The 19895-nt window shown below is 73.4% G+C and carries 23 protein-coding genes; 15 read left to right on the top strand and 8 right to left on the bottom strand.

The window, feature by feature from the left end; genetic code table 11:
* The first annotated feature begins 43 nt into the window (after positions 1-43).
* Positions 44-1489: a hypothetical protein gene (locus IE248_RS16545; RefSeq protein WP_373301526.1), complete on the top strand. Its 1446-nt coding sequence runs from the start codon at positions 44-46 to the stop codon at positions 1487-1489.
* Between the two features lie 57 nt (positions 1490-1546).
* Here the strand turns inward: IE248_RS16545 and IE248_RS16540 are convergent, their stop codons facing one another.
* Both IE248_RS16540 and ypfJ read right to left on the bottom strand, forming a co-directional pair.
* Positions 1547-1942 carry a VOC family protein gene (locus tag IE248_RS16540; RefSeq protein ID WP_037794869.1) on the bottom strand — a complete coding sequence of 132 codons (396 nt, stop codon included), beginning with the start codon at positions 1940-1942 and terminating at the stop codon, positions 1547-1549.
* Between the two features lie 69 nt (positions 1943-2011).
* A complete protein-coding gene (ypfJ, locus tag IE248_RS16535) occupies positions 2012-2902 on the bottom strand; it encodes a KPN_02809 family neutral zinc metallopeptidase (RefSeq protein WP_190031060.1) in 891 nt (296 codons plus the stop codon).
* A gap of 262 nt (positions 2903-3164) precedes the next feature.
* Here ypfJ and IE248_RS16530 point away from each other — a divergent pair, with 262 nt between their 5' ends.
* The 3 genes from IE248_RS16530 (at position 3165) to IE248_RS16520 (ending at position 6337) form a co-directional block, all read left to right on the top strand.
* The gene (locus IE248_RS16530) at positions 3165-4763 is read left to right on the top strand and encodes an ABC-F family ATP-binding cassette domain-containing protein (protein ID WP_008743256.1); all 1599 of its coding nucleotides are present in this window, start codon (positions 3165-3167) and stop codon (positions 4761-4763) included.
* Between the two features lie 353 nt (positions 4764-5116).
* On the top strand, positions 5117-5338 hold the full coding sequence (locus IE248_RS16525; RefSeq protein ID WP_008743254.1) for a helix-turn-helix domain-containing protein: 222 nt from the start codon (positions 5117-5119) through the stop codon (positions 5336-5338).
* Positions 5339-5557: 219 nt separating this feature from the next.
* Entirely contained in the window at positions 5558-6337 is a 780-nt protein-coding gene (locus IE248_RS16520) for an enoyl-CoA hydratase/isomerase family protein (protein WP_037794862.1), read from the top strand.
* Between the two features lie 101 nt (positions 6338-6438).
* Here the strand turns inward: IE248_RS16520 and IE248_RS16515 are convergent, their stop codons facing one another.
* A complete protein-coding gene (locus IE248_RS16515; protein ID WP_037797360.1) occupies positions 6439-7389 on the bottom strand; it encodes a zinc-binding dehydrogenase in 951 nt (316 codons plus the stop codon).
* A gap of 229 nt (positions 7390-7618) precedes the next feature.
* On the opposite strand from IE248_RS16515, the gene IE248_RS16510 reads away from it, so the two are divergent.
* From IE248_RS16510 to amaP, 5 genes are read left to right on the top strand one after another with little or no spacing between them, the layout of a single operon-like run.
* Positions 7619-8068, top strand: coding sequence for an Asp23/Gls24 family envelope stress response protein (locus IE248_RS16510; protein WP_073798861.1), 450 nt, complete (start codon positions 7619-7621; stop codon positions 8066-8068).
* A gap of 24 nt (positions 8069-8092) precedes the next feature.
* Positions 8093-8311 (top strand): hypothetical protein, encoded by a 219-nt coding sequence (locus tag IE248_RS16505; protein WP_008743249.1) that lies wholly within the window; start codon positions 8093-8095, stop codon positions 8309-8311.
* Positions 8308-8679 (top strand): Asp23/Gls24 family envelope stress response protein, encoded by a 372-nt coding sequence (locus IE248_RS16500; protein WP_073780609.1) that lies wholly within the window; start codon positions 8308-8310, stop codon positions 8677-8679. The genes IE248_RS16505 and IE248_RS16500 overlap by 4 nt, the downstream gene beginning before the upstream one ends.
* On the top strand, positions 8676-9287 hold the full coding sequence (locus tag IE248_RS16495) for a DUF6286 domain-containing protein (protein ID WP_073798860.1): 612 nt from the start codon (positions 8676-8678) through the stop codon (positions 9285-9287). The genes IE248_RS16500 and IE248_RS16495 overlap by 4 nt, the downstream gene beginning before the upstream one ends.
* A 4-nt stretch (positions 9288-9291) precedes the next feature.
* A complete protein-coding gene (gene amaP, locus IE248_RS16490) occupies positions 9292-9861 on the top strand; it encodes an alkaline shock response membrane anchor protein AmaP (protein ID WP_373301525.1) in 570 nt (189 codons plus the stop codon).
* Between the two features lie 156 nt (positions 9862-10017).
* Here the strand turns inward: amaP and IE248_RS16485 are convergent, their stop codons facing one another.
* The 5 genes from IE248_RS16485 to IE248_RS16465 all read right to left on the bottom strand — a co-directional run bounded on the left by IE248_RS16485 (position 10018) and on the right by IE248_RS16465 (position 13725).
* Positions 10018-10773 (bottom strand): SDR family oxidoreductase, encoded by a 756-nt coding sequence (locus IE248_RS16485; protein WP_008743245.1) that lies wholly within the window; start codon positions 10771-10773, stop codon positions 10018-10020.
* A gap of 9 nt (positions 10774-10782) precedes the next feature.
* Positions 10783-11589, bottom strand: a complete 807-nt coding sequence (locus tag IE248_RS16480; RefSeq protein ID WP_073799008.1) for an SURF1 family cytochrome oxidase biogenesis protein — start codon at positions 11587-11589, stop codon at positions 10783-10785.
* Positions 11590-11699: 110 nt separating this feature from the next.
* On the bottom strand, positions 11700-11933 hold the full coding sequence (locus IE248_RS16475; RefSeq protein ID WP_008743243.1) for a metallothionein: 234 nt from the start codon (positions 11931-11933) through the stop codon (positions 11700-11702).
* A 64-nt stretch (positions 11934-11997) separates the two neighbouring features.
* Positions 11998-12975, bottom strand: a complete 978-nt coding sequence (locus IE248_RS16470; RefSeq protein ID WP_037794852.1) for a DEDDh family exonuclease — start codon at positions 12973-12975, stop codon at positions 11998-12000.
* Positions 12976-13080: 105 nt separating this feature from the next.
* Positions 13081-13725, bottom strand: a complete 645-nt coding sequence (locus IE248_RS16465; RefSeq protein WP_190031059.1) for a TetR/AcrR family transcriptional regulator — start codon at positions 13723-13725, stop codon at positions 13081-13083.
* A gap of 123 nt (positions 13726-13848) precedes the next feature.
* On the opposite strand from IE248_RS16465, the gene IE248_RS16460 reads away from it, so the two are divergent.
* The 6 genes from IE248_RS16460 to IE248_RS16435 all read left to right on the top strand — a co-directional run bounded on the left by IE248_RS16460 (position 13849) and on the right by IE248_RS16435 (position 19894).
* Positions 13849-14646 (top strand): acetoacetate decarboxylase family protein, encoded by a 798-nt coding sequence (locus IE248_RS16460; RefSeq protein WP_073798858.1) that lies wholly within the window; start codon positions 13849-13851, stop codon positions 14644-14646.
* 1 nt (position 14647) lies between these two features.
* Positions 14648-15532 carry an SDR family NAD(P)-dependent oxidoreductase gene (locus tag IE248_RS16455; RefSeq protein ID WP_100583379.1) on the top strand — a complete coding sequence of 295 codons (885 nt, stop codon included), beginning with the start codon at positions 14648-14650 and terminating at the stop codon, positions 15530-15532.
* Between the two features lie 12 nt (positions 15533-15544).
* A complete protein-coding gene (locus tag IE248_RS16450) occupies positions 15545-16837 on the top strand; it encodes an amidohydrolase family protein (protein ID WP_190031058.1) in 1293 nt (430 codons plus the stop codon).
* Positions 16834-18057, top strand: coding sequence for an amidohydrolase family protein (locus IE248_RS16445; RefSeq protein WP_073798855.1), 1224 nt, complete (start codon positions 16834-16836; stop codon positions 18055-18057). The genes IE248_RS16450 and IE248_RS16445 overlap by 4 nt, the downstream gene beginning before the upstream one ends.
* A 191-nt stretch (positions 18058-18248) precedes the next feature.
* Positions 18249-19220, top strand: a complete 972-nt coding sequence (locus IE248_RS16440) for a sterol desaturase family protein (protein WP_190031057.1) — start codon at positions 18249-18251, stop codon at positions 19218-19220.
* The gene (locus tag IE248_RS16435) at positions 19217-19894 is read left to right on the top strand and encodes a lysoplasmalogenase (RefSeq protein WP_079196341.1); all 678 of its coding nucleotides are present in this window, start codon (positions 19217-19219) and stop codon (positions 19892-19894) included. Before IE248_RS16440 ends, IE248_RS16435 begins: the two co-directional genes overlap by 4 nt.
* Position 19895 lies beyond the last annotated feature (1 nt).

The raw sequence follows: 19895 nt of genomic DNA, 5'->3' as shown, positions 1-19895 counted from the left end.
ATTCCGTTTGGGCTTTCGGCCAGTGACGGGCGAGACTGCTTCCGTGACGTCCCGAAAGCCTGATGAGCAGTTGGCTCGCGACTCCAGACTCCGACTCGTCTCCCCGCGCTCCGTCGCCGCGGCCCGCAAGGCGGTGACGGACCGGCGCGCCCGCTCCGCCTCCCGGCCTCCGGCGGGCACGCCCGCTACCGCCGAGCTGGCGAGCAGGGCCCGCGCCTCGCTCGCCGACGCGGTACGGCTGACCCGCTGGGCCGAGCTGCACCTCGGCGCGGGCGACGGGGGACGGCCCGCACCGGCGGGTGCGCTGCCCACCGCCGACGTCGAACGCGCGGCCGTTGAACTGGGCCTGACACACGGCCAGATCCGGGTCGGCTGGGACCGCGCCCGGCTCGCCGGCCTGGTCGAGGTGCACGGCGGCCACGCCCGGCCCGGCTGGCGGCTGCGCGCCTGGGACCGCGACGACACCGCCGTGCTGCGCGGCTGGGTCGCGCTCTTCGACGCCTGGTCGCTGGTCCACCCGGCCCCCGCCGACATCGCCCCGGCGGATGTCGCCGAGGTGGTCGAGGCGATGCCCCAACTGCTGTCCCTGCTCCAGCTGTCCGCCGGTCCCGTGACCGTGCCCGACCTGCTGGACCTGCTGGGCCAGCGGGTCGCCGAGCTGCGCGACGAACGCTGTGAAGTCCCCTACGACGCCCCGGCGCAGGAGACCCCCGACTCCAACGGCACCTCCGGGTCGGCCGACTCCGTTCCGGCCGCCGCCGCTGCCGTCCCGCTCGCCCGCCTGCTGCGCTGGGCGCTCGGCGGGCTCGCCGCCGTGGACGCCGTCACCCTCGGCCCCGCCCGGGCCGCCCTCACACCGCTCGGCAGCTGGGCCGTCTGGGTCAAGCTGGAGCAGATCTGCGTGGCCGCGCAGAGCCCGGCCGGGAACATCGAGCAGTCCGCCGCCGCCATGCTGCACGGCTGCGCCCGGCTCACCCCCGGACCGGCCCGCGCCGAGTACCAGGCCTGGCTCGCCGCCCGGCCCGTCGGCCACGCCGTCACCGAGCTGCTCCAGGCGGCCCGCGGCGAGGACGCCCTGCTGCGCGGGCTCGCCTTCGAAGCGCTCCGCGTGGTCGGCGCCCCGGCCGAGCCCGAGGTGCGCGCCGCCGTGCGCGAACCCGCGCTGCGGCCCTACGCCCTGCTCTGGCTCGCCGAGCACGACGGAGTGGACCCCGACGACGCCCAGGACGTCCTCACCGCCGAGGAGTCGACCTGGCTCTGGGTCGACACCGCCGCGGCCATCGCCGACCACGGCGAGGCCGAGCTGCTGGCCCGGCACCTGGACTCCGCGGTCCGCACCACCGTCCCGCGGCTGCTGGACGAGGTCCGCGCGGTCGGCCACCCCCGCACCGTGCAGGTCCTGGTCGCCCTGGCGGCCGCGCACCCCGACCCGGCCCTGGCCAAGGCGGTGCGCCGGGCCGCCTTCCAGGTCCACACCGGCGGCGTCTAAGGAGCTAGGGAACGCGGGAGCGCGGACCGGCGTACGGACGGACGCGCCGCGGCGGAGTCAGACCTGCGGCGCGTACGTCCCGAAGCTCCAGATGTTGCCCTCCCCGTCCCGCGCCATGTAGTCGCGGGAGCCGTACTCCTGGTCGGTGGGCTCCATCAGGATCTCCACGCCGTGCTCCGCGGCCCGCCGGTGATGGGCGTCGACGTCCTCCACCACCACGTAGACGCCGGACGGTCCCGCATCCGTCATGGCCTTGTCGAAGGCCCCGCCCCGGCCCTTGCTGCCCAGCATCACCATGCCGTTGCCGTACGCGAGCTCCGCGTGGACCACGGAGCCGTCGTCGCCCTCGTACACCGCGACCTGGGTGAATCCGAACGCCTCGGTCAGCAGCTTGATCGCCGCCTTCGCATCGGCGAAGACCAGTGTGGGATAGACGGCCGGAACGCCCGCCATGACGATCACTCCCCTCTCGTGAGTACGTGACTGTGACCCACGGCACAGCATGGCAGGTGCCGCTGACAGTCAGCGGAAGGTGTTGCACTGGGCCATGTCACCGGTCCGGTACCCCTGGTAGAACCACTGCTGGCGCTGCTCCGCCGAGCCGTGCGTCCAGGACTCCGGGGTGACCCGCCCCTGGAACTTCTCCTGGATCCGGTCGTCGCCGACCGCCGCCGCCGCGTCCAGGCCGTCCCTGATGTCCTCGTCGGTCAACCGGGTGATCAGCGGCTTGCCCGTGGACTCGTCCGGGGTCCGCGTCGCGTTGCGCGCCCACACCCCGGCGTAGCAGTCGGCCTGGAGCTCGACCTTGACCGCGTTGCTGTTCGCGCCCTGCCGCCCGTCCTGGGCCTTCTGGAGGGTGCCGGTCAGGTTCTGGATGTGGTGCCCGTACTCGTGGGCGACGACGTACGCCTGGGCGAAGGGCCCGCCGCTCGCCCCGAACTGCGAGCGCAGCTCGTTGAAGAACCCCAGGTCCAGGTAGACCTGCCGGTCGGCGGGGCAGTAGAAGGGGCCGACCGCAGAGGTGGCCGTCCCGCAGGCGGTGTTCACGCGGCCGGTGAAGAAGACCGTCGACGCCGGGCTGTAGCGGCCGCCGCGCCTTTGGAACTCCTGCTTCCAGAAGTCCTGGGTGCTGTTGACCACGGCCACCAGCCGGCAGTCGTCGCGCGTGTTCGCGTCCCGGCCCGTCCGGCAGGTCTGCTGCACCTGCGCCACCGAGGAGGAGGTCGCCGCGGGATCGGGGCTCCCCTCCGACAGTCCCAGCTGGTCCGGGCCCACCCCGAAGAGCAGTCCCAGGATCAGCGCGACCAGGCCCACCAGACCGCCGCCGATCGTGGCCCGGCCGCCCGGGATCCGACTGCCGCGCGCGTCCTTGACCTCGGACGTGTCCAGATTGGCGTCGTCGTCGAACTGCATCCCGCACCGCCTCGCATCCGCGTGTCCGCTGCCCTGCGGCGAGTATCAACCCGTACGTCCTGATACGCGCCCCAGGGCGCCGGACGGCGCCGCTGAGCCGAACGGGGGACGCCGGGCGGCGGCCGCGGGCCGCCCGGCGGCCCGGAAACTGGTTGCGCACGCCCGGTAGAATGAATCCCATGGCAAATCTCCTCGCGGATTAGCGGCGTCGAAGCTTCGCGTCCTGCCTTCCGCCGTCCCCACCCCGCCCTGGAGTATTTCCGTGATCACCGCCACCGGCATCGAGCTGCGCGCCGGCGCCCGCGTCCTCATCGAGTCCGCCTCCTTCCGCGTCGCCAAGGGCGACCGCATCGGCCTGGTCGGCCGCAACGGAGCGGGCAAGACGACCCTCACCAAGTGCCTCGCGGGCGAGGGCCTGCCCGCCGGCGGCTCCATCGCCCGCTCCGGCGAGGTCGGCTACCTCCCGCAGGACCCGCGCACCGGTGACCTCGACGTGCTCGCCCGCGACCGGATCCTCTCCGCGCGCGGCCTCGACGTACTGATCAAGAAGATGCGCGCCAACGAGGAGCGCATCGCCACCGGCGCCGGTGCCACCCGCGAGAAGGCGCTGCGGCAGTACGAGCGCCAGGAGACCGAGTTCCTCACCAAGGGCGGCTACGCCGCCGAGTCCGAGGCCGCGACCATCTCGGCCGCCCTGAGCCTCCCCGACCGGGTCCTCGGCCAGCCGCTGCACACCCTCTCCGGTGGTCAGCGCCGCCGCGTCGAGCTCGCCCGGATCCTCTTCTCGGACGCCGACACCCTGCTGCTCGACGAGCCGACCAACCACCTCGACGCCGACTCCATCGTGTGGCTGCGCGACTACCTCAAGAACTACCGCGGCGGCTTCATCGTGATCTCCCACGACGTCGACCTCGTCGAGACCGTCGTGAACAAGGTCTTCTACCTGGACGCCAACCGCGCCCAGATCGACGTCTACAACATGGGCTGGAAGCTCTACCAGCAGCAGCGCGAGGCCGACGAGAAGCGCCGCAAGCGCGAGCGCCAGAACGCGGAGAAGAAGGCCGCGGCCCTGAACTCGCAGGCCGACAAGATGCGCGCCAAGGCCACCAAGACGGTCGCCGCGCAGAACATGGCCAAGCGCGCCGACCGGCTGCTCGCCGGCCTGGACGCCGTCCGCGTCTCCGACAAGGTCGCCAAGCTGCGCTTCCCGGACCCGGCGCCCTGCGGCAAGACCCCGCTGACCGCCGAGGGCCTGTCGAAGTCGTACGGCTCGCTGGAGATCTTCACCGACGTCGACCTGGCCATCGACAAGGGCTCCCGCGTCGTCATCCTCGGCCTCAACGGCGCCGGCAAGACCACGCTGCTCCGGCTGCTCTCGGGCACCGAGAAGCCGGACACCGGCGTCGTGACCGCCGGGCACGGGCTCAAGCTCGGCTACTACGCCCAGGAGCACGAGACCCTGGACCCGGAGCGCACGGTCCTGGAGAATATGCGCTCCTCCGCACCCGACCTGGACCTGGTCGCCGTGCGCAAGACGCTGGGCTCCTTCCTGTTCTCCGGCGACGACGTGGACAAGCCGGCGGGCGTGCTGTCCGGCGGTGAGAAGACCCGGCTGGCCCTGGCCACGCTGGTGGTCTCCTCCGCGAACGTGCTGCTGCTCGACGAGCCCACCAACAACCTCGACCCGGCCAGCCGCGAGGAGATCCTGGGCGCGCTGCGCACGTACAAGGGCGCGGTCATCCTCGTCACCCACGACGAGGGCGCGGTGGAGGCGCTGGAGCCGGAGCGGATCATCCTGCTCCCGGACGGCGTGGAGGACCTGTGGGGCCCGGACTACCGGGACCTCGTGACCCTCGCCTGATCCCGTCCGGCCGGGTGATCCAGTTCCTTATGGATCATTCGGCCCACGTGTGATCCATCATCTGAGTGAGGCGGTCTCATACCGTCGCACCCTGTACGACGGCCCCGGCCGTACCCCCGCGGGTACGCGACCGGGGCCGCTGTTTTTCCGGCGTCCGCCCCCTGACCTGGCGATTCCCCGCGAGGTCGCGGAAGTGTGACGGAAGTCATGCAGCGGAAGGGGAGATTCCGTTCTGCTTGTGTGTCCACTCCTCGGGAAATGCGGCCGTACCGACCTTGCTGAATGGGTGGCCAGGAAGCCGGGGAGGGGTGATCATGAGAAGTCCAGAGCGCACTTCCCATGAGGAGGCACGGGTGGCCGAGACTCTGAAGAAGGGCAGCCGGGTAACCGGCGCCGCGCGCGACAAGCTCGCGGCAGACCTGAAGAAGAAGTACGACTCCGGTGCGAGTATCCGGGCACTGGCCGAAGAGACCGGCCGGTCCTACGGATTCGTCCACCGGATGCTCAGCGAGTCCGGAGTCGTGTTGCGCGGCCGCGGTGGCGCGACGCGCGGCAAGAAGGCGGCTTCGCTCTGACCCAGGCCCTGGCCGTCAGGCCAGGGGTCGGGGTCGGGGTCGCGGTCCGCTACGCCGACTCAAGACTCAGCCCCAGTTCCATCTCCAGCTCTACGCTCGTGATCCGGGCTTCAACGCGATTCCTTCGGTGACCCCCGGTCGGCTCCATGGCCGACCGGGTGGTTACTGTGCAGTCACTTAGGCCGTGCTCGCGGCCGACTGCACACCGGAGGCGTAGCGATGGCTCTGCTCGACAAGGACGGCGTACGGCTCACCGTCGATGACACGGTCGCCACGGTGACACTGACCAATCCGGCCAAGCGAAACGCTCAGTCCCCCGCGCTCTGGCGGGCTTTGGCGGAGGCCGGACGGTCGTTGCCTGGCACTGTCCGCGTCGTCGTGCTGCGCGCCGAAGGCATGTCCTTCTCCGCGGGCCTCGACCGGCAGGCGTTCACGCCCGAGGGTTTCGAGGGCGAGCCGTCCTTCATCGAGCTCGCGCGCGGCACCGACGAGCTGCTCGACTCCACCATCGCCGAGTACCAGGAGGCTTTCACCTGGTGGCGGCGCAATGACCTCATCACCGTCGCCGCCGTGCAGGGGCATGCGATCGGCGCCGGCTTCCAGCTCGCGCTCGCGTGCGACCTGCGCGTCGTCGCCGACGACGCGCAGTTCGCCATGCGCGAGACCAGCCTGGGCCTGGTCCCCGACCTGGCCGGCACCCAGCCGCTGGCCTCTCTGGTGGGCTACGCCCGCGCGCTGGAGATCTGCGTGACGGGCCGATCCGTGCACGCCGAGGAGGCGGAGCGGATCGGTCTCGCCAACCTGGTCGTCCCGGCGGCGGAACTCGACGCCGCGGTGTCCGACCTCACCACGGCACTCGTGGCTCCGCCGCGCGCCGCGGTGATCGAGACCAAGGCGCTGCTCCGCGACGCCCTGTCGCGCCCCTACGACGCGCAGCGCGACGCCGAGCGCGCGGCCCAGGCCCGGCGCCTGCGGGACCTGGCGGGCCTCTCCGACTGACGACCGTCCCTGCCCGGGCCCCGTACGGCGCACCGCCGGGCGGGGCCCGGGCGCGTGCCCGGCCGGGTACGTGCCGGGCCGGGCCGTCGTGGCGGGCCCGGTCACGGGATCAGCAGGGCCTTGCCCGGGATCTCGCGGGCCTCGATCGCGCGGTGGGCCGCGGCGGCGTCCGTGAGGGCGAAGGTGCGGGCGATCACCGGCCGCAGCCGGCCCGCCGCCGCCCCGGCGAACGCCGCCTCCGCCAGCCGGACGATCTCCTCCGGCGGGAACTGCACGTCCGCGATGCCCCGCACCGCGATGTCCCGCGCCTCCGCCTCCGCGAGGTCCAGCTCGGCGAACCCGCCGCTCGGAGCTCCGTGCGCCGAGACCCGGCCCCCGTCGCGGACCAGCCCGAAGGCCGCCAGGCCCAGCTCGCCCCCGACCCCGTCCAGCAGCACGTCCACGGGGCCGCCGACCCGTTCGGTCCAGCCGGGCTCCGTGTAGTCCACCGGCTCCGCGCCGAGCTCCCGGACCAGCGCCAGCTTCCGCTCGCCCCGCGCCGCGCCCACCACCACCGCGCCCGCCGCCACCGCGAGCTGCACCAGCAGGGTGCCCATGCCGCCCGCCGCGCCCAGGATCAGCACCCGCTCGCCCGGCTTGATCCCGGCGGCCTCGGCGATCCCCGTCGCCGTCACCCCGTCGTGCGCCAGCGCCGCCGCCTCCCGCGGGCCCAGCCCGTCGGGAACCGCGACCAGCAGCTCCACCGGTACCCGGACGAGTTCCGCGTACGTCCCCTTCGTGCCCGGCCCGGCCACCGCCCGGCGGCCCAGCCAGCCCGGGGCGACGCCCTCGCCCACCGCGACCACGGTGCCCGCCGCCGCCCCGCCCGGCACGTACGGCGGCGCGATCCCGAAGGCCTCGCCCCAGCCGCCGCGGATCTGGGTCTCCACGTAGATCGTGTCCACGGCCTCCGCCCGGAGCACCACCTCGCCCGGCGCCGGCTCCGGGTCCGCCAGCTCGACCTCGGCCAGGACCTCCGGACCGCCGTACCCGTCCACCCGTATCGCCCGCATGGCTTCCCCCGTCTCGTAACGGCGCCGGGGCCCGCGGCCCCGATCGCGTACCCACTCTCCGACCTCGACCATGGTTGAGGTCAACTGCCTCCCGTGGCGCGGCGCGCCGCGAAGCGACGCCACGCGGCGCCGGGCGGGTGGACCGGGCCGACCGGAGTAGTCCCCGGCGCGGCGGTGGCTCCGCGCGCTTACGGTGGTGAGTGAGCCCATCCACGCGAAGGGACACGCGATGAGTGAATCCGTATCCGGGGGCGCAGCCAAGCCCGCCAAGGACCTCAAGTACCCCGCCGACCGGGGTCGCACCTCCATCTCCGACGGCGTCGTCGAGAAGATCGCCGGACTCGCCGCGCGCGAGGTGGCCGGCGTGCACGCCATGGGCAGCGGCAACGCCCTCTCCCGTACGTTCGGCGCCGTGCGCGACCGGGTGCCCGGCGGGGCGAAATCCTCCGCCTCCCGTGGCGTCAAGGCCGAGGTCGGCGAGGTCCAGACGGCCCTCGACCTGGAGATCATCGTCGACTACGGCGTGTCGATCCGCGACGTGGCCCGGGCGGTCCGTGAGAACGTCATCTCGTCCGTCGAGCGGATGGCGGGCCTGGAGGTCGTCGAGGTCAACATCGCGGTGAGCGACGTCAAGCTGCCCGACGAGGAAGACGAAGAGCCGGAATCCCGGCTCCAGTAGCCACGAGGAGCCAGAGGAGTCCGCATGAGCATGGCGGTTGCCGGCCTGTTGGCCGGCATGGCGCTGGGATTCGCCGGGTACTTCGGCGGCTTCGGGGCCTTCTTGTTGGTGGCGGCGCTCGGCGCCGTCGGCTTCATCGGCGGCCGGTTCCTCGACGGGGACCTGCACGCCGGCGATGTGTTCCGCCCCCGCGACCGCGAGGAACGCGGTGACCGGCACGACCGCGGCGACCGGCGCCGGTGAGCACGCCACGGGCCACGCCGCCCCGCGTGCCGCCCGGCGAGCTGGGAGCCACGCGGATCGCCGACCGGGTCGTCGCCAAGATCGCCGCGCAGGCGGCCCGGGAGGCGCTCGCCGGCTCCCCGCCGACGGACGGCGCCCCGCCGCACGCCACCGTGACGGTGCACCATGACATCGCGCGGGTACGGGTGAGCCTGGAGCTCGCCTACCCGTCCGACGTCGCCGCCCAGTGCGCGGACGTCCGGCGCCAGGTCGTCCACCGCGTCGAGCAGTGCGCGGGCATGTCCGTGCCCGACGTGGACATCGACGTCGAGCAACTGCACTCCAGGCACACCCGGCCGGGCGCCGGCCGGGACCGGGGGCTGCTGTGACGGCCCCGGCGGGGTCGCCTGCTCGGCATCGGGATCAGGATCAGGATTCTCCTCGGCATGCGCCTCCGCGCCGGTTCTGGTCGGTCCGGCGGGTGCCCGCCGCGCTGACCGCGCTCGTGATCCTCGCGGTCGCCTGTCTGTTCCTGTACGACCTGGCGGCGGTACGGGCGCACCGGCCCGGCATGCGCTGGCGCCAGGAGCTCGCCCGCCAACTCGACCGGCACACCCCGGCGGACACGGCCGTGCTGATCGCGGGCGGGGTGCTGGCACTGGCCGGGTTGGTGCTGCTGGTGCTGGCGATCGCGCCGGGGCTGCGCGGGATCCTCATGATGCGGGCGCCGGAGGGCGCGGGAGCGGGAGTGCGGGCCGGGCTCGGGCGGAAGGCCGCCGCGCTGGTGCTGCGGGACCGGGCGATGGAGGTCTCCGGGGTGCGGTCGGCCCGGGTCAAGGCGGGCCGGCGCCGCGTCAAGGTCCGGGCCACGTCGCACTTCCGCGAGCTGGAGGACGTACGGACCGACCTGGACGGGGTGCTCGCCGTCGCCGTCGAGGAACTGGGCCTCGCGCGTCCGCTGCCGGCGCGGGTGCGGGTCCGCCGGGGAAAGGAGTGACGGGATGCGGATGCGGACGCTCGGGGTGGTGAACCGGATCCTGCTCGGGATCTTCGGCCTGCTGCTGCTCGCGGCGGGCGCCGTCCTGCTGACCGGGTTCCGGCCGCTGGGCGGGCGGCACGCGCCGCTGCTGGCGGCCCGGACCCGGCGGCTGCACTGGCATGCCGAGGGCTGGTGGTGGTGGGCCGTCATGGCCGGGCTGGCGGTGTGCGTGCTGCTGGCGCTGTGGTGGCTGCTGGCCCAACTGCGGCGCTCGCGGCTGGCGGCGGTGGAGGTGGACACGGGCGACGGGGCGTACGCGGTGCTGCGGGGGCGGGCGCTGGAAGCGGCGGTGGCAGCGGAGACGGGGGCGGTCGACGGGGTCGCCTCCTGCCGGGTCGCGCTGCGGGGGCGGCGGGGATCCCCGAGCCTGCGGGTCGCGATGGAGCTGGAGCCGCACGCGGTCCCGGCCGATGCGCTGGCCGCGCTGGCCGGGCCGGTCCTGACCCACGCCCGCACCTCGTCGGGTCTCCCCGCCCTCCCCGCGGAAGCCCGCCTCAAGGTCTCCTCCCACCGCGCGGCCCGCGTCACCTGACCCCGCGCCTCAAACGCCGGCGGGGCTGGATCTCCCAGCCCCGCCGGCGTTTTGAGCCCCAGGGGTCTTGAGGCGCGCGGGCACCGCGCGCCCCGGCCGAGGAGCGGACACGCGGCCCGGGCGGGGTGGGTGAGACCTGCCCGGCGAGGCGAGCGGTCAGAAGCCGTGGCGGGAGCCGCCGTCGACGGGGAGCATCAGGCCCGTGAGGTAAGACGCCGCCGGGGACAGGACGAACGCCGCCGTGCGCCCGAACTCCTCCGGGGTTCCGTAGCGCCGCAGCGGGATGCGGGACTCGTTCGCCGTCCGCGCGGCCCCCGCGTCGCCCGACAGCGCGTCGAGCTCCCGCACCCGGTCGGTGTCGATGCGCGCCGGGAGCAGGCCCACGACCCGGATCCCGCGCGGGCCGAGGTCCACCGAGAGGGACTTCGCGAAGCCCGCCAGGCCCGGCCGCAGGCCGTTGGAGATGGTCAGGCCGGGGATCGGCTCGTGGACGGAGCCCGACAGGACGAAGCCGATGACCCCGCCCTCGCCCAGCTCGCCCGCGGCCGCCCGCGCCAGGCGGACCGCGCCCAGGAAGACGGACTCGAACGCCGTCGCCCACTGCTCGTCGGTGTTGTCCGCCGCGGCCCCCGGCGCCGGGCCGCCGACGCTGATCAGGATGCCGTCGAAGCGGCCGAAGCGTTCCTTCGCCGTCGCGATCAGCGTGGCCGCCGCCGCCGGGTCGGCGTTGTCCGCCGCGACACCCACCGCGTTCGGGCCGAGCGAGGCCGCCGCCTCGGCCGCCCGCGCAGCGTCCCGCCCGGTCACGACGACCTTCGCTCCGTCGGCCGTCAGTTCGCGCGCCGAGGCGTAACCCAGCCCCCGGGTGGCGCCGGTGACGACGTACACACGGTCTTTCAGTCCAAGATCCATGCCGACACGCTACGCGCTCGGCGCCGGCTCCCGCTCGGCGCCCGAGGCCTCGTCCGCGCCGGCGGCCTTCGCCGCCTCCAGGTCGCGCCGCTCCCGCCGCACGAGGATCACCCAGCCCACCGGTACCGCCGCCGCGAACAGCCACCACTGCACGGCGTACGCCATGTGCGGGCCGATCGAGTCGTGGTCGGGCTCGGCGACCACCTCGGGGCTGCCGTCCGCCGGGACCGGGGCGGTGAGTTCCAGGTAGCCGCCGAGCACGGACTTGCCCAGGTACTCCGCCTGCTGCCCGCTGTTGATCAGCATCACCTGGCGGTCCGGCAGGCCCTTGCGCTCCTTGATCCCGCTGCCGCCGCTCGTCTCGTCGGCCTTCAGCCGCCCGGTCACCGTCACCTCGCCCGAGGGCGCCGCCGGCACCGGCGGATACGCGCGCGGGTCGTCGCCGCCCGCCACCCAGCCGCGGTTGACCAGCACCACCCGGCCGTCGGCCAGCACCAGCGGGGTCAGGACGTGGAAGCCGACCTTGTCGTCGTTGTCGGTGCGCATCCGGACGACGACCTCGTGCGCGGAGTCGTACGTACCGGTGGCGGTGACCGCCCGCCAGTAGTCGGAGCGCGGGACGACGTGCCCGGGGGAGGTGATGTCCGTCATCGCCACGGGCTTCGCGCTCAGGTTCGTCGCGATCAGCTCGTTCTGCGCGACCCGGTGCTCATGGCGGTGGAACTGCCAGAACCCCAGCTTGATCATCGCGGGGATGAGCGCGAGGGTCACGAGGGTGAGGCACACCCACTGCCGGGTCAGTACAAAGCGGTACACGCCCACGACGGTACCCCCCGCCGTGAGGACCCCGGAGGCCGGGTGGCCGTCCGGGGCCGAAAGCCGTGGCGGCGGGAGACGGGGCGGGGCGGACGCGGAGCGGTGGAGCGTCAGACGTGGTCGATGATGCCCGCCTTCCCCTCGGCGCGGGCGCAGTGCCCTCCGCAGAACCACTGGCCCTCGACCTCGACGCCCTGTCCGATGATCTGGACCCGGCAGTGCTCGCAGATGGGCGCCATGCGGTGAATGGCGCAGGAGAAGCAGTCGAAGACGTGCACGGCGCCCTGCGCGTGCACCTCGAAGGACATGCCGTAATCGTTTCCGCAGACCTCACAACGTGCCATGCGCCACAGGGTGGGACCCGACGGGCGGACCGGGAAAGCGGTCGCCGGGCGAGTCGCCCGACGCTCACCCGTCTGCCGCAGCCACGTCCCGCAGCAGCTGGGTGAAGGCCGCCTCGTCGACGACGGGCGTTCCGAAGGACTTCGCCTTGACCGTCTTCGACGTCGCCGAATCGGGGTCGTTCGTCACCAGCAGGCTGGTGAGCCGCGACACGCTCGTCGCGATGTGCAGCCCGGCCTCGACCGCGCGGTCCTCCAGCAGTTCCCGCTCCACCGAGGTGTCACCCGAGAAGGCGATCCGCATGCCCTGCTTCAGCGGCTTGCCGTCCTCGAAGCGCCCCGGGTTCGGGTGCGGGCACGCCGGCCGCTTGCGCGAGGGCCGCCAGCCGCCGCCCCGGTACGAGCTCTGGTACCCGATGCGCGGGGTGACCGCGGAGTCCGACCACTCCGTCAGCGGGCGGCACTCCAGCAGGGGCAGCCGTACGCCGTCCCGCGCGGCGGCGTGCAGCGACGGACGGAACGCCTCCGCCAGTACCCGGGCGTCGTCGAGCGCGTGGTGGGCGCGCTGCTGGACCACGCCGAAGTGGGCGGCGAGCGACTCCAGCTTGTGGTTGGGCAGCGGGAGGTTCAGCTCCTTCGACAGGGCGATGGTGCACAGTCGCTGACGGACCGGCGCGGTCTCCTCGGCCCGGGCGTACTCCCGGGCGATCATCTGCCAGTCGAAGATGGCGTTGTGCGCGACGAGGACCCGGTCGGCGAGCCGGCCCGCGAACTCCCCGGCGATGTCCTTGAAGAGCGGCGCGTCCTGGAGCATGTCGCTGGTGAGCCCGTGGATCCACACCGGGCCGGGATCGCGCTGCGGGTTGACCAGGGTGTACCAGTGGTCCTCCACGTTGCCCTGCGCGTCGAGCCGGTAGACGGCCGCGGAGACTATCCGGTCCTCGCGCGCGAGCCCGGTGGTCTCCACGTCGACGACCGCGTACCCCTCGGGGTACGCGGTCGGCCAGGTCGTCTCTGCGGTCGTACGGTCGTCGAGCATGGTCACAGAGGATATCGGCACTGACTGACACACGGGGCCCGACGGGTCTCTCCGGCCGTCACCCCGACGCCGCGACGGGTCCCGCCGGACCGCGGCCGGCCGTGGTCCGGGTCACCCGGAAGCCGGCGGGGCGGCCGCGTCCGGGGTCAGCAGGGCCTGCGCCAGGGCCCGTACGGACAACAGGAACAGCCGCTCCGGATCCGCCGGGCGGGCCAGGGCGCGGGCCAGTGCGGGGTCGTCGGGGGCGGCGCGGGGGTCCCAGAGTTCACCCTCCGCGGGGGACTGGGCGGGGGAGCGCTCGCGGTTGCGCTCCACGAGCAGGAAGCCGACGATCTGGAACTGGATCGCGCGCACCGCGTCGGCGGCCCGGGCCCCGCGCAGCCCGGCCGCGCGCACCTCGTGGACCAGGGCCCGCTGGGCGGGCAGGAACATCCGCTCGGTGAGCCCGCGTTCGTGGACCATCGCGATCAGGTGCGGGCGCTCGCGCAGTTCGCGGCGCAGGATCCGGGCCACGGACACGATCCGCTCGGCGGGGGTCCGGCCGACCGGCCGGATCGCCCCCATGTCCTGGACGGTCCGCTCCACGAGGGCGTCGAGCAGCGATTCGCGGTTGCCGACGTGCCAGTAGATGGAGGTGACGGCGGTGCCCAGCTCGGCGGCGAGCCCCCGCATGGTGAGGGCGGCCGGGCCGTGCCGCTTGACCAGGGCGGCGGCCGCCGCCAGCACCTCGTCTCGGGTGAGCGCACTTCTGGTCATGGCCGTCAGCCGATCTGTCGGAACGTCAGTTCTGGTGCGTGCAGGGGGCTTTACCCTTCATCGGCAGCGGTGTAACTGTGTTACAGAACCCCCGGACGAACTCGATCGAAGGGTGGTACACCCATGGCACGCATCCGGTACGGAGCGCGCACCGAGGCGGAGATCGCGGCCTCGCGCGAGAAGAGCGCCAAGCTCCCCGACATCTGGTCCACCGGCGTGGTGGCCGTCTGGGAGAGCGATCCGGACGTGATCGCGGCGGTCCTGCCACCGCCCCTGAAGCCCGCCGAACGGCCCCTCGTACGGGCCAACATCAGCAAGGTCGACCTGCCCGGCTATCCGCTCGGCGCCGGCTCGGTGGCGGTCGCCGCCCGGCACGGCGGGGTCGAGGGCTGGTACCCGCTGGTGATGCCGATGACCCACGAGCGCGCCCTGACCGGCGGCCGCGAGGTGTTCGGCGAGCCGAAGAAGCTGGGCGAGGTCGCGGTGGAGCGCGAGGGGCTCGTCGTACGGGCCTCGCTCGCCCGGCACGGGATCGCCTTCGTCGAGGTGCGCGGGGCGGTGGACCGGGCGCTGCCGCTGCCCGAGCCCGCCCCGAAGACGGACTTCTACTTCAAGTTCCTGCCGGCGGTGGACGGTTCGGGCTTCGACGCCGACCCGGTGCTCGTGCACGTCACCCGCAACGAGAAGGTCCGCAAGCTGGAGCACATCACCGGTGACGTGGTCCTGCGCGAGTCGATGTTCGACCCCGTCGCCGACCTCCCCGTCCGCCGGATCGTGGAGATCACCATCGGCGAGAAGACCACCGACCAGAGGGGGAAGGTCGCCGAACGCGTCAGCGCCCAGGCTCTGCTCCCGTACATCCACCAGCGCTACGACGACCCGCTCCAGATCCTGGACGGCCCGCCCGAGGGGAGCGTCTGAGATGCGGCTCGAACCCGGACAGACGGCCGTCGTCACCGGAGCCGCGAGCGGCATCGGCCTCGCCATGGCCCGCCGGTTCGCCGCGGAAGGGCTGCAGGTGGTCCTCGCCGACGTGGAGGAGGCCGCCCTGCACAAGGCGGCCGGCGAACTGACCGCCGACGGCGCCCGGGTCCTCGCCCGGCGCGTCGACGTCAGCGACCGCGCCGAGGTCACCGCCCTCGCGGACGCCGCGTACGAGGCCTTCGGCGCCGTCCACGTGCTCTGCAACAACGCGGGCGTCGGCTCCGGCGCCGAGGGCCGGATGTGGGAGCACGAGCCCAACGACTGGAAATGGGCCTTCTCCGTCAACGTCTGGGGCGTCTTCCACGGCATCCAGGCCTTCGTCCCCCGCATGATCGCCGGCGGCGGCCCCGGCCACGTCGTCAACACCTCCTCCGGCGACGGCGGCATCGCCCCGCTGCCCACCGCCTCCGTCTACGCCGTCACCAAGGCGGCGGTGGTCACCATGACCGAGTCCCTGTACGCGCACCTCAAGGCGGAGGGCGCCTCCGTCGGCGCCTCCGTCCTCTTCCCCGGACCGCACATGCTGCGCACCGGCCTGTGGGAGTCGCACCGCAACCGGCCCGAGCGGTACGCGAAGGAGCGCCCGCGCAAGACCCCGTACCGCAGCCTCGACCAGTACGAGGCCGCGATGCGCGAGGCCGGCCACGCGGTGGACTTCACCCCGGTCGAGGAGGTCGCCGAGCACGTCGTCGACGGCATCCGCGCCGACCGCTTCTGGATGCTGCCGGCGAGCGAGCACAGCGACCGCCAGATCCGCGCCCGGTCGCGGTCGATGCTCGACCGCGCCAACCCCGCCTACCTGGAGAGCTTCATCCTCGACTGAGGAGCGTCCGCCGTGAGCGACACCCCGTACGAAGACCCGTACCTGATCATCTCCTCCGACTGCCACGCCGGGCTGCCCACCGAGCGGTACCGCCCCTACCTCGACTCCCGCTTCCACGACCGGTTCGACGAGTTCCTCGGCCAGCGCGAGGCCCGCCGCGAGGAGGCCACCCGCCTGGGGATCCGCAACGAGGCCTTCGCCCAGAAGTGGTTCCACGACCACGAGGAGGGCCTGCGGGGCGGCTGGGAGACCGGGCAGCGGCTGAAGGAACTCGACGGCGACGGTGTGGCCGCCGAGGTCGTCTTCCCCGACGCGGACGCCGTCGACAGCCAGACCGCCGCCCCCTTCGGGGTGGGCCTCGGACTCTCCGGCGACCAGGACCCCGAGCTCGGCATGGCGGGCGCGCAGGCGCACAACCGCTGGCTGGCCGAGTTCGTCGGCGCGAACCCCGAACGCCACTGCGGGGTCGCGCTGCTGCCCGTCACCGGCGAGCCCGCGAAGGTGGTCGCGGAGATACACCGGGCCAAGGAGTCCGGGCTCGGCGCGCTGATGATCCCCTCCATGTGGGTGGACCGGGCGCCCTACCACGACCGCCGCTACGACCCGGTGTGGGCGGCGGCCGCCGAGACGGCGATGCCCGTCGTCACGCACTCGGGCGCAGCGCCGCGCCACGAGTACGGGGACCACCTCGGCATCTACGTCTCCGAGGTCACCTGGTGGCCCGCCCGCCCGCTCTGGTTCCTGCTCTGGTCCGGGGTCTTCGAGCGCCACCCCGGCCTGAGGTTCGGCGTCGCCGAGGCGGGCTGCTGGTGGCTGCCGAACCAGCTGTGGTTCATGGACCGGCTCTACCTGGGCGCGCACGGGGGCAAGAAGCTGTCCCCGTTCGCCGAGCTGAAGCGGCCGCCGAGCGAGTACCTCGACCGCCAGGTGTTCGTCTGCGCCACCAACACCAAACGCCGCGAGCTGGCGCAGCGCTACGAGATCGGCGTCGACAACATCCTGTGGGGCTCGGACTTCCCGCACCCCGAGGGCACCTGGCCCGACACCCGCAACTGGCTGCGCAACACCTTCCACGACATCCCGGTCGGCGAGACCCGGCGGATGCTGGGCCTGGCCGCGGCGGAGGTCCTCGGCTTCGACACCGCGAAGCTGGCACCGATCGCCCGCCGGATCGGCCCGACCCCGGCCGAACTCGGCCAGTCCGCCGACCAGACGGCGGTGGAGGCCTCCTGGGCGCGCTCGCGCGAGGTGGGCCGGCACTGGCTCACGGACAACGAGTTCCCGGTGCTGGGGGTGAACCCGTGACGTCCGAGGACCGCTACACGGTGATCTCGGCGGACTGCCACGCGGGCGCCGACCTGCTGGACTACAAGCCGTACCTGGAGAGGCGTCACCACGACGAGTTCGACGCCTGGGCGGCCTCATACGTGAATCCGTACGAGGACCTGCTCGCGGACACCGCGGACCGCAACTGGAACTCCGCGCGCCGGCTGGCGGAACTGGAGGCGGACGGCATCGTCGCCGAAGTCCTCTTCCCCAACACCATCCCGCCGTTCTTCCCGAAGAGCTCGCTGATGGCCCAGCCCCCGACGGCCGAGGACTACGCGCTGCGGTGGGCCGGGCTCCAGGCCCACAACCGCTGGCTGGCCGACTTCTGCGCGGACGCGCCGGGCCGGCGGGCGGGCGTGGCGCAGATCCTCCTCAACGACGTGGACGCCGCGGTGCGGGAGATCCGCCGCGCGAGGCAGGCCGGTCTGACCGGCGGCATCCTGCTGCCCGGCGTACCGCCCGGCTCGACGGTCCCCGAGCTGCACTCGGCGGCGTACGACCCCATCTGGGCGGTGTGCGACGAACTGGACGTCCCGGTCAACCACCACGGCGGCTCGGCCTCCCCGCCGCTCGGCGACGAACCCGCGGCCCGGGCCGTGTTCATGGTGGAGACCACCTGGTTCTCGCACCGGGCCCTGTGGCACCTGATCTTCGGCGGGGCCTTCCGCCGCCACCCCGGCCTGAAGCTGGTCCTGACCGAGCAGGGCTCCGGCTGGATCCCGGGCGTGCTCGACATGCTGGACTACTACCACGGCCGGCTGGTCGCGGCCTCGGCCACCGCCGAGGCCAAGTTCGGCGCGGGGCTGGCGGAGTCCATGGGCAAGGGCCCGAGCGAGGTCTGGCGGGACAACTGCTTCGTGGGGGCCAGCTTCATGCGCCCGCACGAGGTTCCGCTGCGGGGGCGGATCGGCCTCGAAAAGATCATGTGGGGCAGTGACTACCCCCACGACGAGGGCACCACCCCGTTCTCCCGCGAGGGGCTGCGCATCGCGTACGCGGGCCTGCCGCGCGCGGAGGTCGCCGCCATGGTGGGCGGCAATGCGGCCCGCGTCTACGGCTTCGACCTGCCCCTGCTGGACGCGGTGGCGGCGAAGCACGGCCCCCTGGTCTCGGAGATCGCCGTCCCGCTGACGGAGGTCCCGCCCGGGGCCACCAGCCCGGCCTTCGCCCGCGGCGGCTCGGTCCGCGTCTGGTGACGGGCCGGGCGGGCGAGCGGCCGGGCGGGTGACCGGGCGGGCCGGTGACCCCCGCCGGGGCGGTCCGGGTTCCCGCCGGACCCGCGCCGCCCCGGTCGGAGGCTCCTGGATCGAACCGTCGGTAACATCGGCGGATACCGATCGGTAACAACCCCTAGCGGCACCCCGGACAGCGCCTCTATGGTGCCGTCATGCCGAACCTGCCCGATGTCGTGCTGTGGTCCATACCTGCCTTCGTGCTGCTCACCGTCATCGAGATGGTGAGCTACCGGCTCCATCCCGACGATGACGCCGCCGGCTACGACGCCAAGGACGCGGCCACGAGCATCGGCATGGGGCTCGGCAGCATCGGCTTCGACCTGCTCTGGAAGCTGCCGGTCGTCGCGGTCTTCACCGCGGTCTACGAGCTGACCCCGCTGCGCGTGCCGTTCCTGTGGTGGACCGTCCCGCTGATGCTGCTCGCCCAGGACTTCCTCTACTACTGGCAGCACCGCGGCCACCACGTCGTCCGCATCCTGTGGGCCTGCCACGTGGTCCACCACAGCAGCAAGCGGTTCAACCTCACCACCGCCCTGCGCCAGCCCTGGACCAGCGCCACCACCTGGTGGTTCTACCTGCCGATGGTGGCCCTCGGCGTGCACCCGGCGGTGATCCCCTTCTGCTACGGGATCAACCTCCTCTACCAGTTCTGGGTCCACACCGAGCGCATCGGGAAGCTGCCGCGCGCCTACGAGTACGTCTTCAACACCCCCTCCCACCACCGCGTCCACCACGCCTCCCAGGGCGGGTACCTGGACCGCAACTACGGCGGGATCCTGATCGTCTGGGACCGGATGTTCGGCTCCTGGGTGGGGGAGACGGAGCGGCCCGTGTACGGGCTCACCAAGAACATCGCCACCTACAACCCGCTGCGGGTGGCCACCCACGAGTACGCCGCCATCGCCCGCGACGTCCGGGCCGCCCGCACCTGGAGCGAGCGCGCCGGGCGCGTCTTCCGCGGCCCCGGCTGGCAGCCCGCCGCGGCCACCGCCGCGCCCGCCGCCGCGGTCCCTCCTCAGCCCGGAGCCCCGGCCGGAGCCCCCGCCGCCGACCGGGCCACCCCGTCCGAGGCGGCCGCGACCGGCGCCGCCGAACCCGCGAAGGCCCCGGAGCACGCCGCGTGAGCACCACCGAATCCCGTACGCCCTCCTGGGCCCGCCCCGTCGTGTCCGTCGCCGACGGCCTCGGCGCCCGGGTGCTGCTCGGCGCCTTCGCCGTGGCCGCCGCCCTCGACCTCGGCGCGCTGCTGGCCGGCTGGGACCTCGGGCACGTCATCGCCAAGCCGCTGCTGATGCCGCTGCTCGTCGCCTACATGGTCACCCGCCGGGCGCCCCGGCTGCTGATCGCCGCCCTGCTGTTCGGCTGGGGCGGCGACCTGGCCCTGCTCTTCGACGCCGACCCCGCCTTCCTCATCGGCATGGGCTCCTTCGCCGCCGGGCACGTCTGCTACCTCGTCCTCTTCGGCCGGGGCCGTACGAACCCGCTGCTCGGCGCCGCGTACGCCGTCGCCCTGCTCGCCACCATCGGCCTGCTCTGGGGAGACCTGCCGCCCGACCTGCGCATCCCCGTCGCCGGCTACAGCCTGCTGCTCACCGCCATGGCCTACCGCTCCAGCGCCCTCGGCGTGCGCGCCGGGGTGGGCGGCGCGCTGTTCCTGCTCTCCGACACGCTCATCGCGAGCGGGGTCGCCGAGTGGCCGCAGCTGCCCCGCCCGGAGCTGTGGATCATGGCCACGTACCTCGCGGCCCAGTACCTGCTGGCCACCGGAACACCCGACCGTCGGACAGGCGTACGGTAGG

It is taken from the genome of Streptomyces goshikiensis (assembly GCF_014650555.1).
Lineage (GTDB): Bacteria > Actinomycetota > Actinomycetes > Streptomycetales > Streptomycetaceae > Streptomyces > Streptomyces goshikiensis.
Note: the sequence above shows the minus strand (reverse complement) of the source record. Positions and strands in the feature narration are given on the sequence as shown.

Coding starts and splice junctions, on each gene's coding strand:
- IE248_RS16510 (WP_073798861.1), top strand. CDS start 7,619: ATGAGTGAATCCGTATCCGGGGGCGCAGCCAAGCCCGCCAAGGACCTC.
- IE248_RS16440 (WP_190031057.1), top strand. CDS start 18,249: ATGCCGAACCTGCCCGATGTCGTGCTGTGGTCCATACCTGCCTTCGTG.
- IE248_RS16460 (WP_073798858.1), top strand. CDS start 13,849: ATGGCACGCATCCGGTACGGAGCGCGCACCGAGGCGGAGATCGCGGCC.
- IE248_RS16505 (WP_008743249.1), top strand. CDS start 8,093: ATGAGCATGGCGGTTGCCGGCCTGTTGGCCGGCATGGCGCTGGGATTC.
- IE248_RS16485 (WP_008743245.1), bottom strand. CDS start 10,773: ATGGATCTTGGACTGAAAGACCGTGTGTACGTCGTCACCGGCGCCACC.
- IE248_RS16540 (WP_037794869.1), bottom strand. CDS start 1,942: ATGGCGGGCGTTCCGGCCGTCTATCCCACACTGGTCTTCGCCGATGCG.
- IE248_RS16515 (WP_037797360.1), bottom strand. CDS start 7,389: ATGCGGGCGATACGGGTGGACGGGTACGGCGGTCCGGAGGTCCTGGCC.
- IE248_RS16455 (WP_100583379.1), top strand. CDS start 14,648: ATGCGGCTCGAACCCGGACAGACGGCCGTCGTCACCGGAGCCGCGAGC.
- ypfJ (WP_190031060.1), bottom strand. CDS start 2,902: ATGCAGTTCGACGACGACGCCAATCTGGACACGTCCGAGGTCAAGGAC.
- IE248_RS16520 (WP_037794862.1), top strand. CDS start 5,558: ATGGCTCTGCTCGACAAGGACGGCGTACGGCTCACCGTCGATGACACG.
- amaP (WP_373301525.1), top strand. CDS start 9,292: ATGCGGATGCGGACGCTCGGGGTGGTGAACCGGATCCTGCTCGGGATC.
- IE248_RS16465 (WP_190031059.1), bottom strand. CDS start 13,725: ATGACCAGAAGTGCGCTCACCCGAGACGAGGTGCTGGCGGCGGCCGCC.
- IE248_RS16475 (WP_008743243.1), bottom strand. CDS start 11,933: ATGGCACGTTGTGAGGTCTGCGGAAACGATTACGGCATGTCCTTCGAG.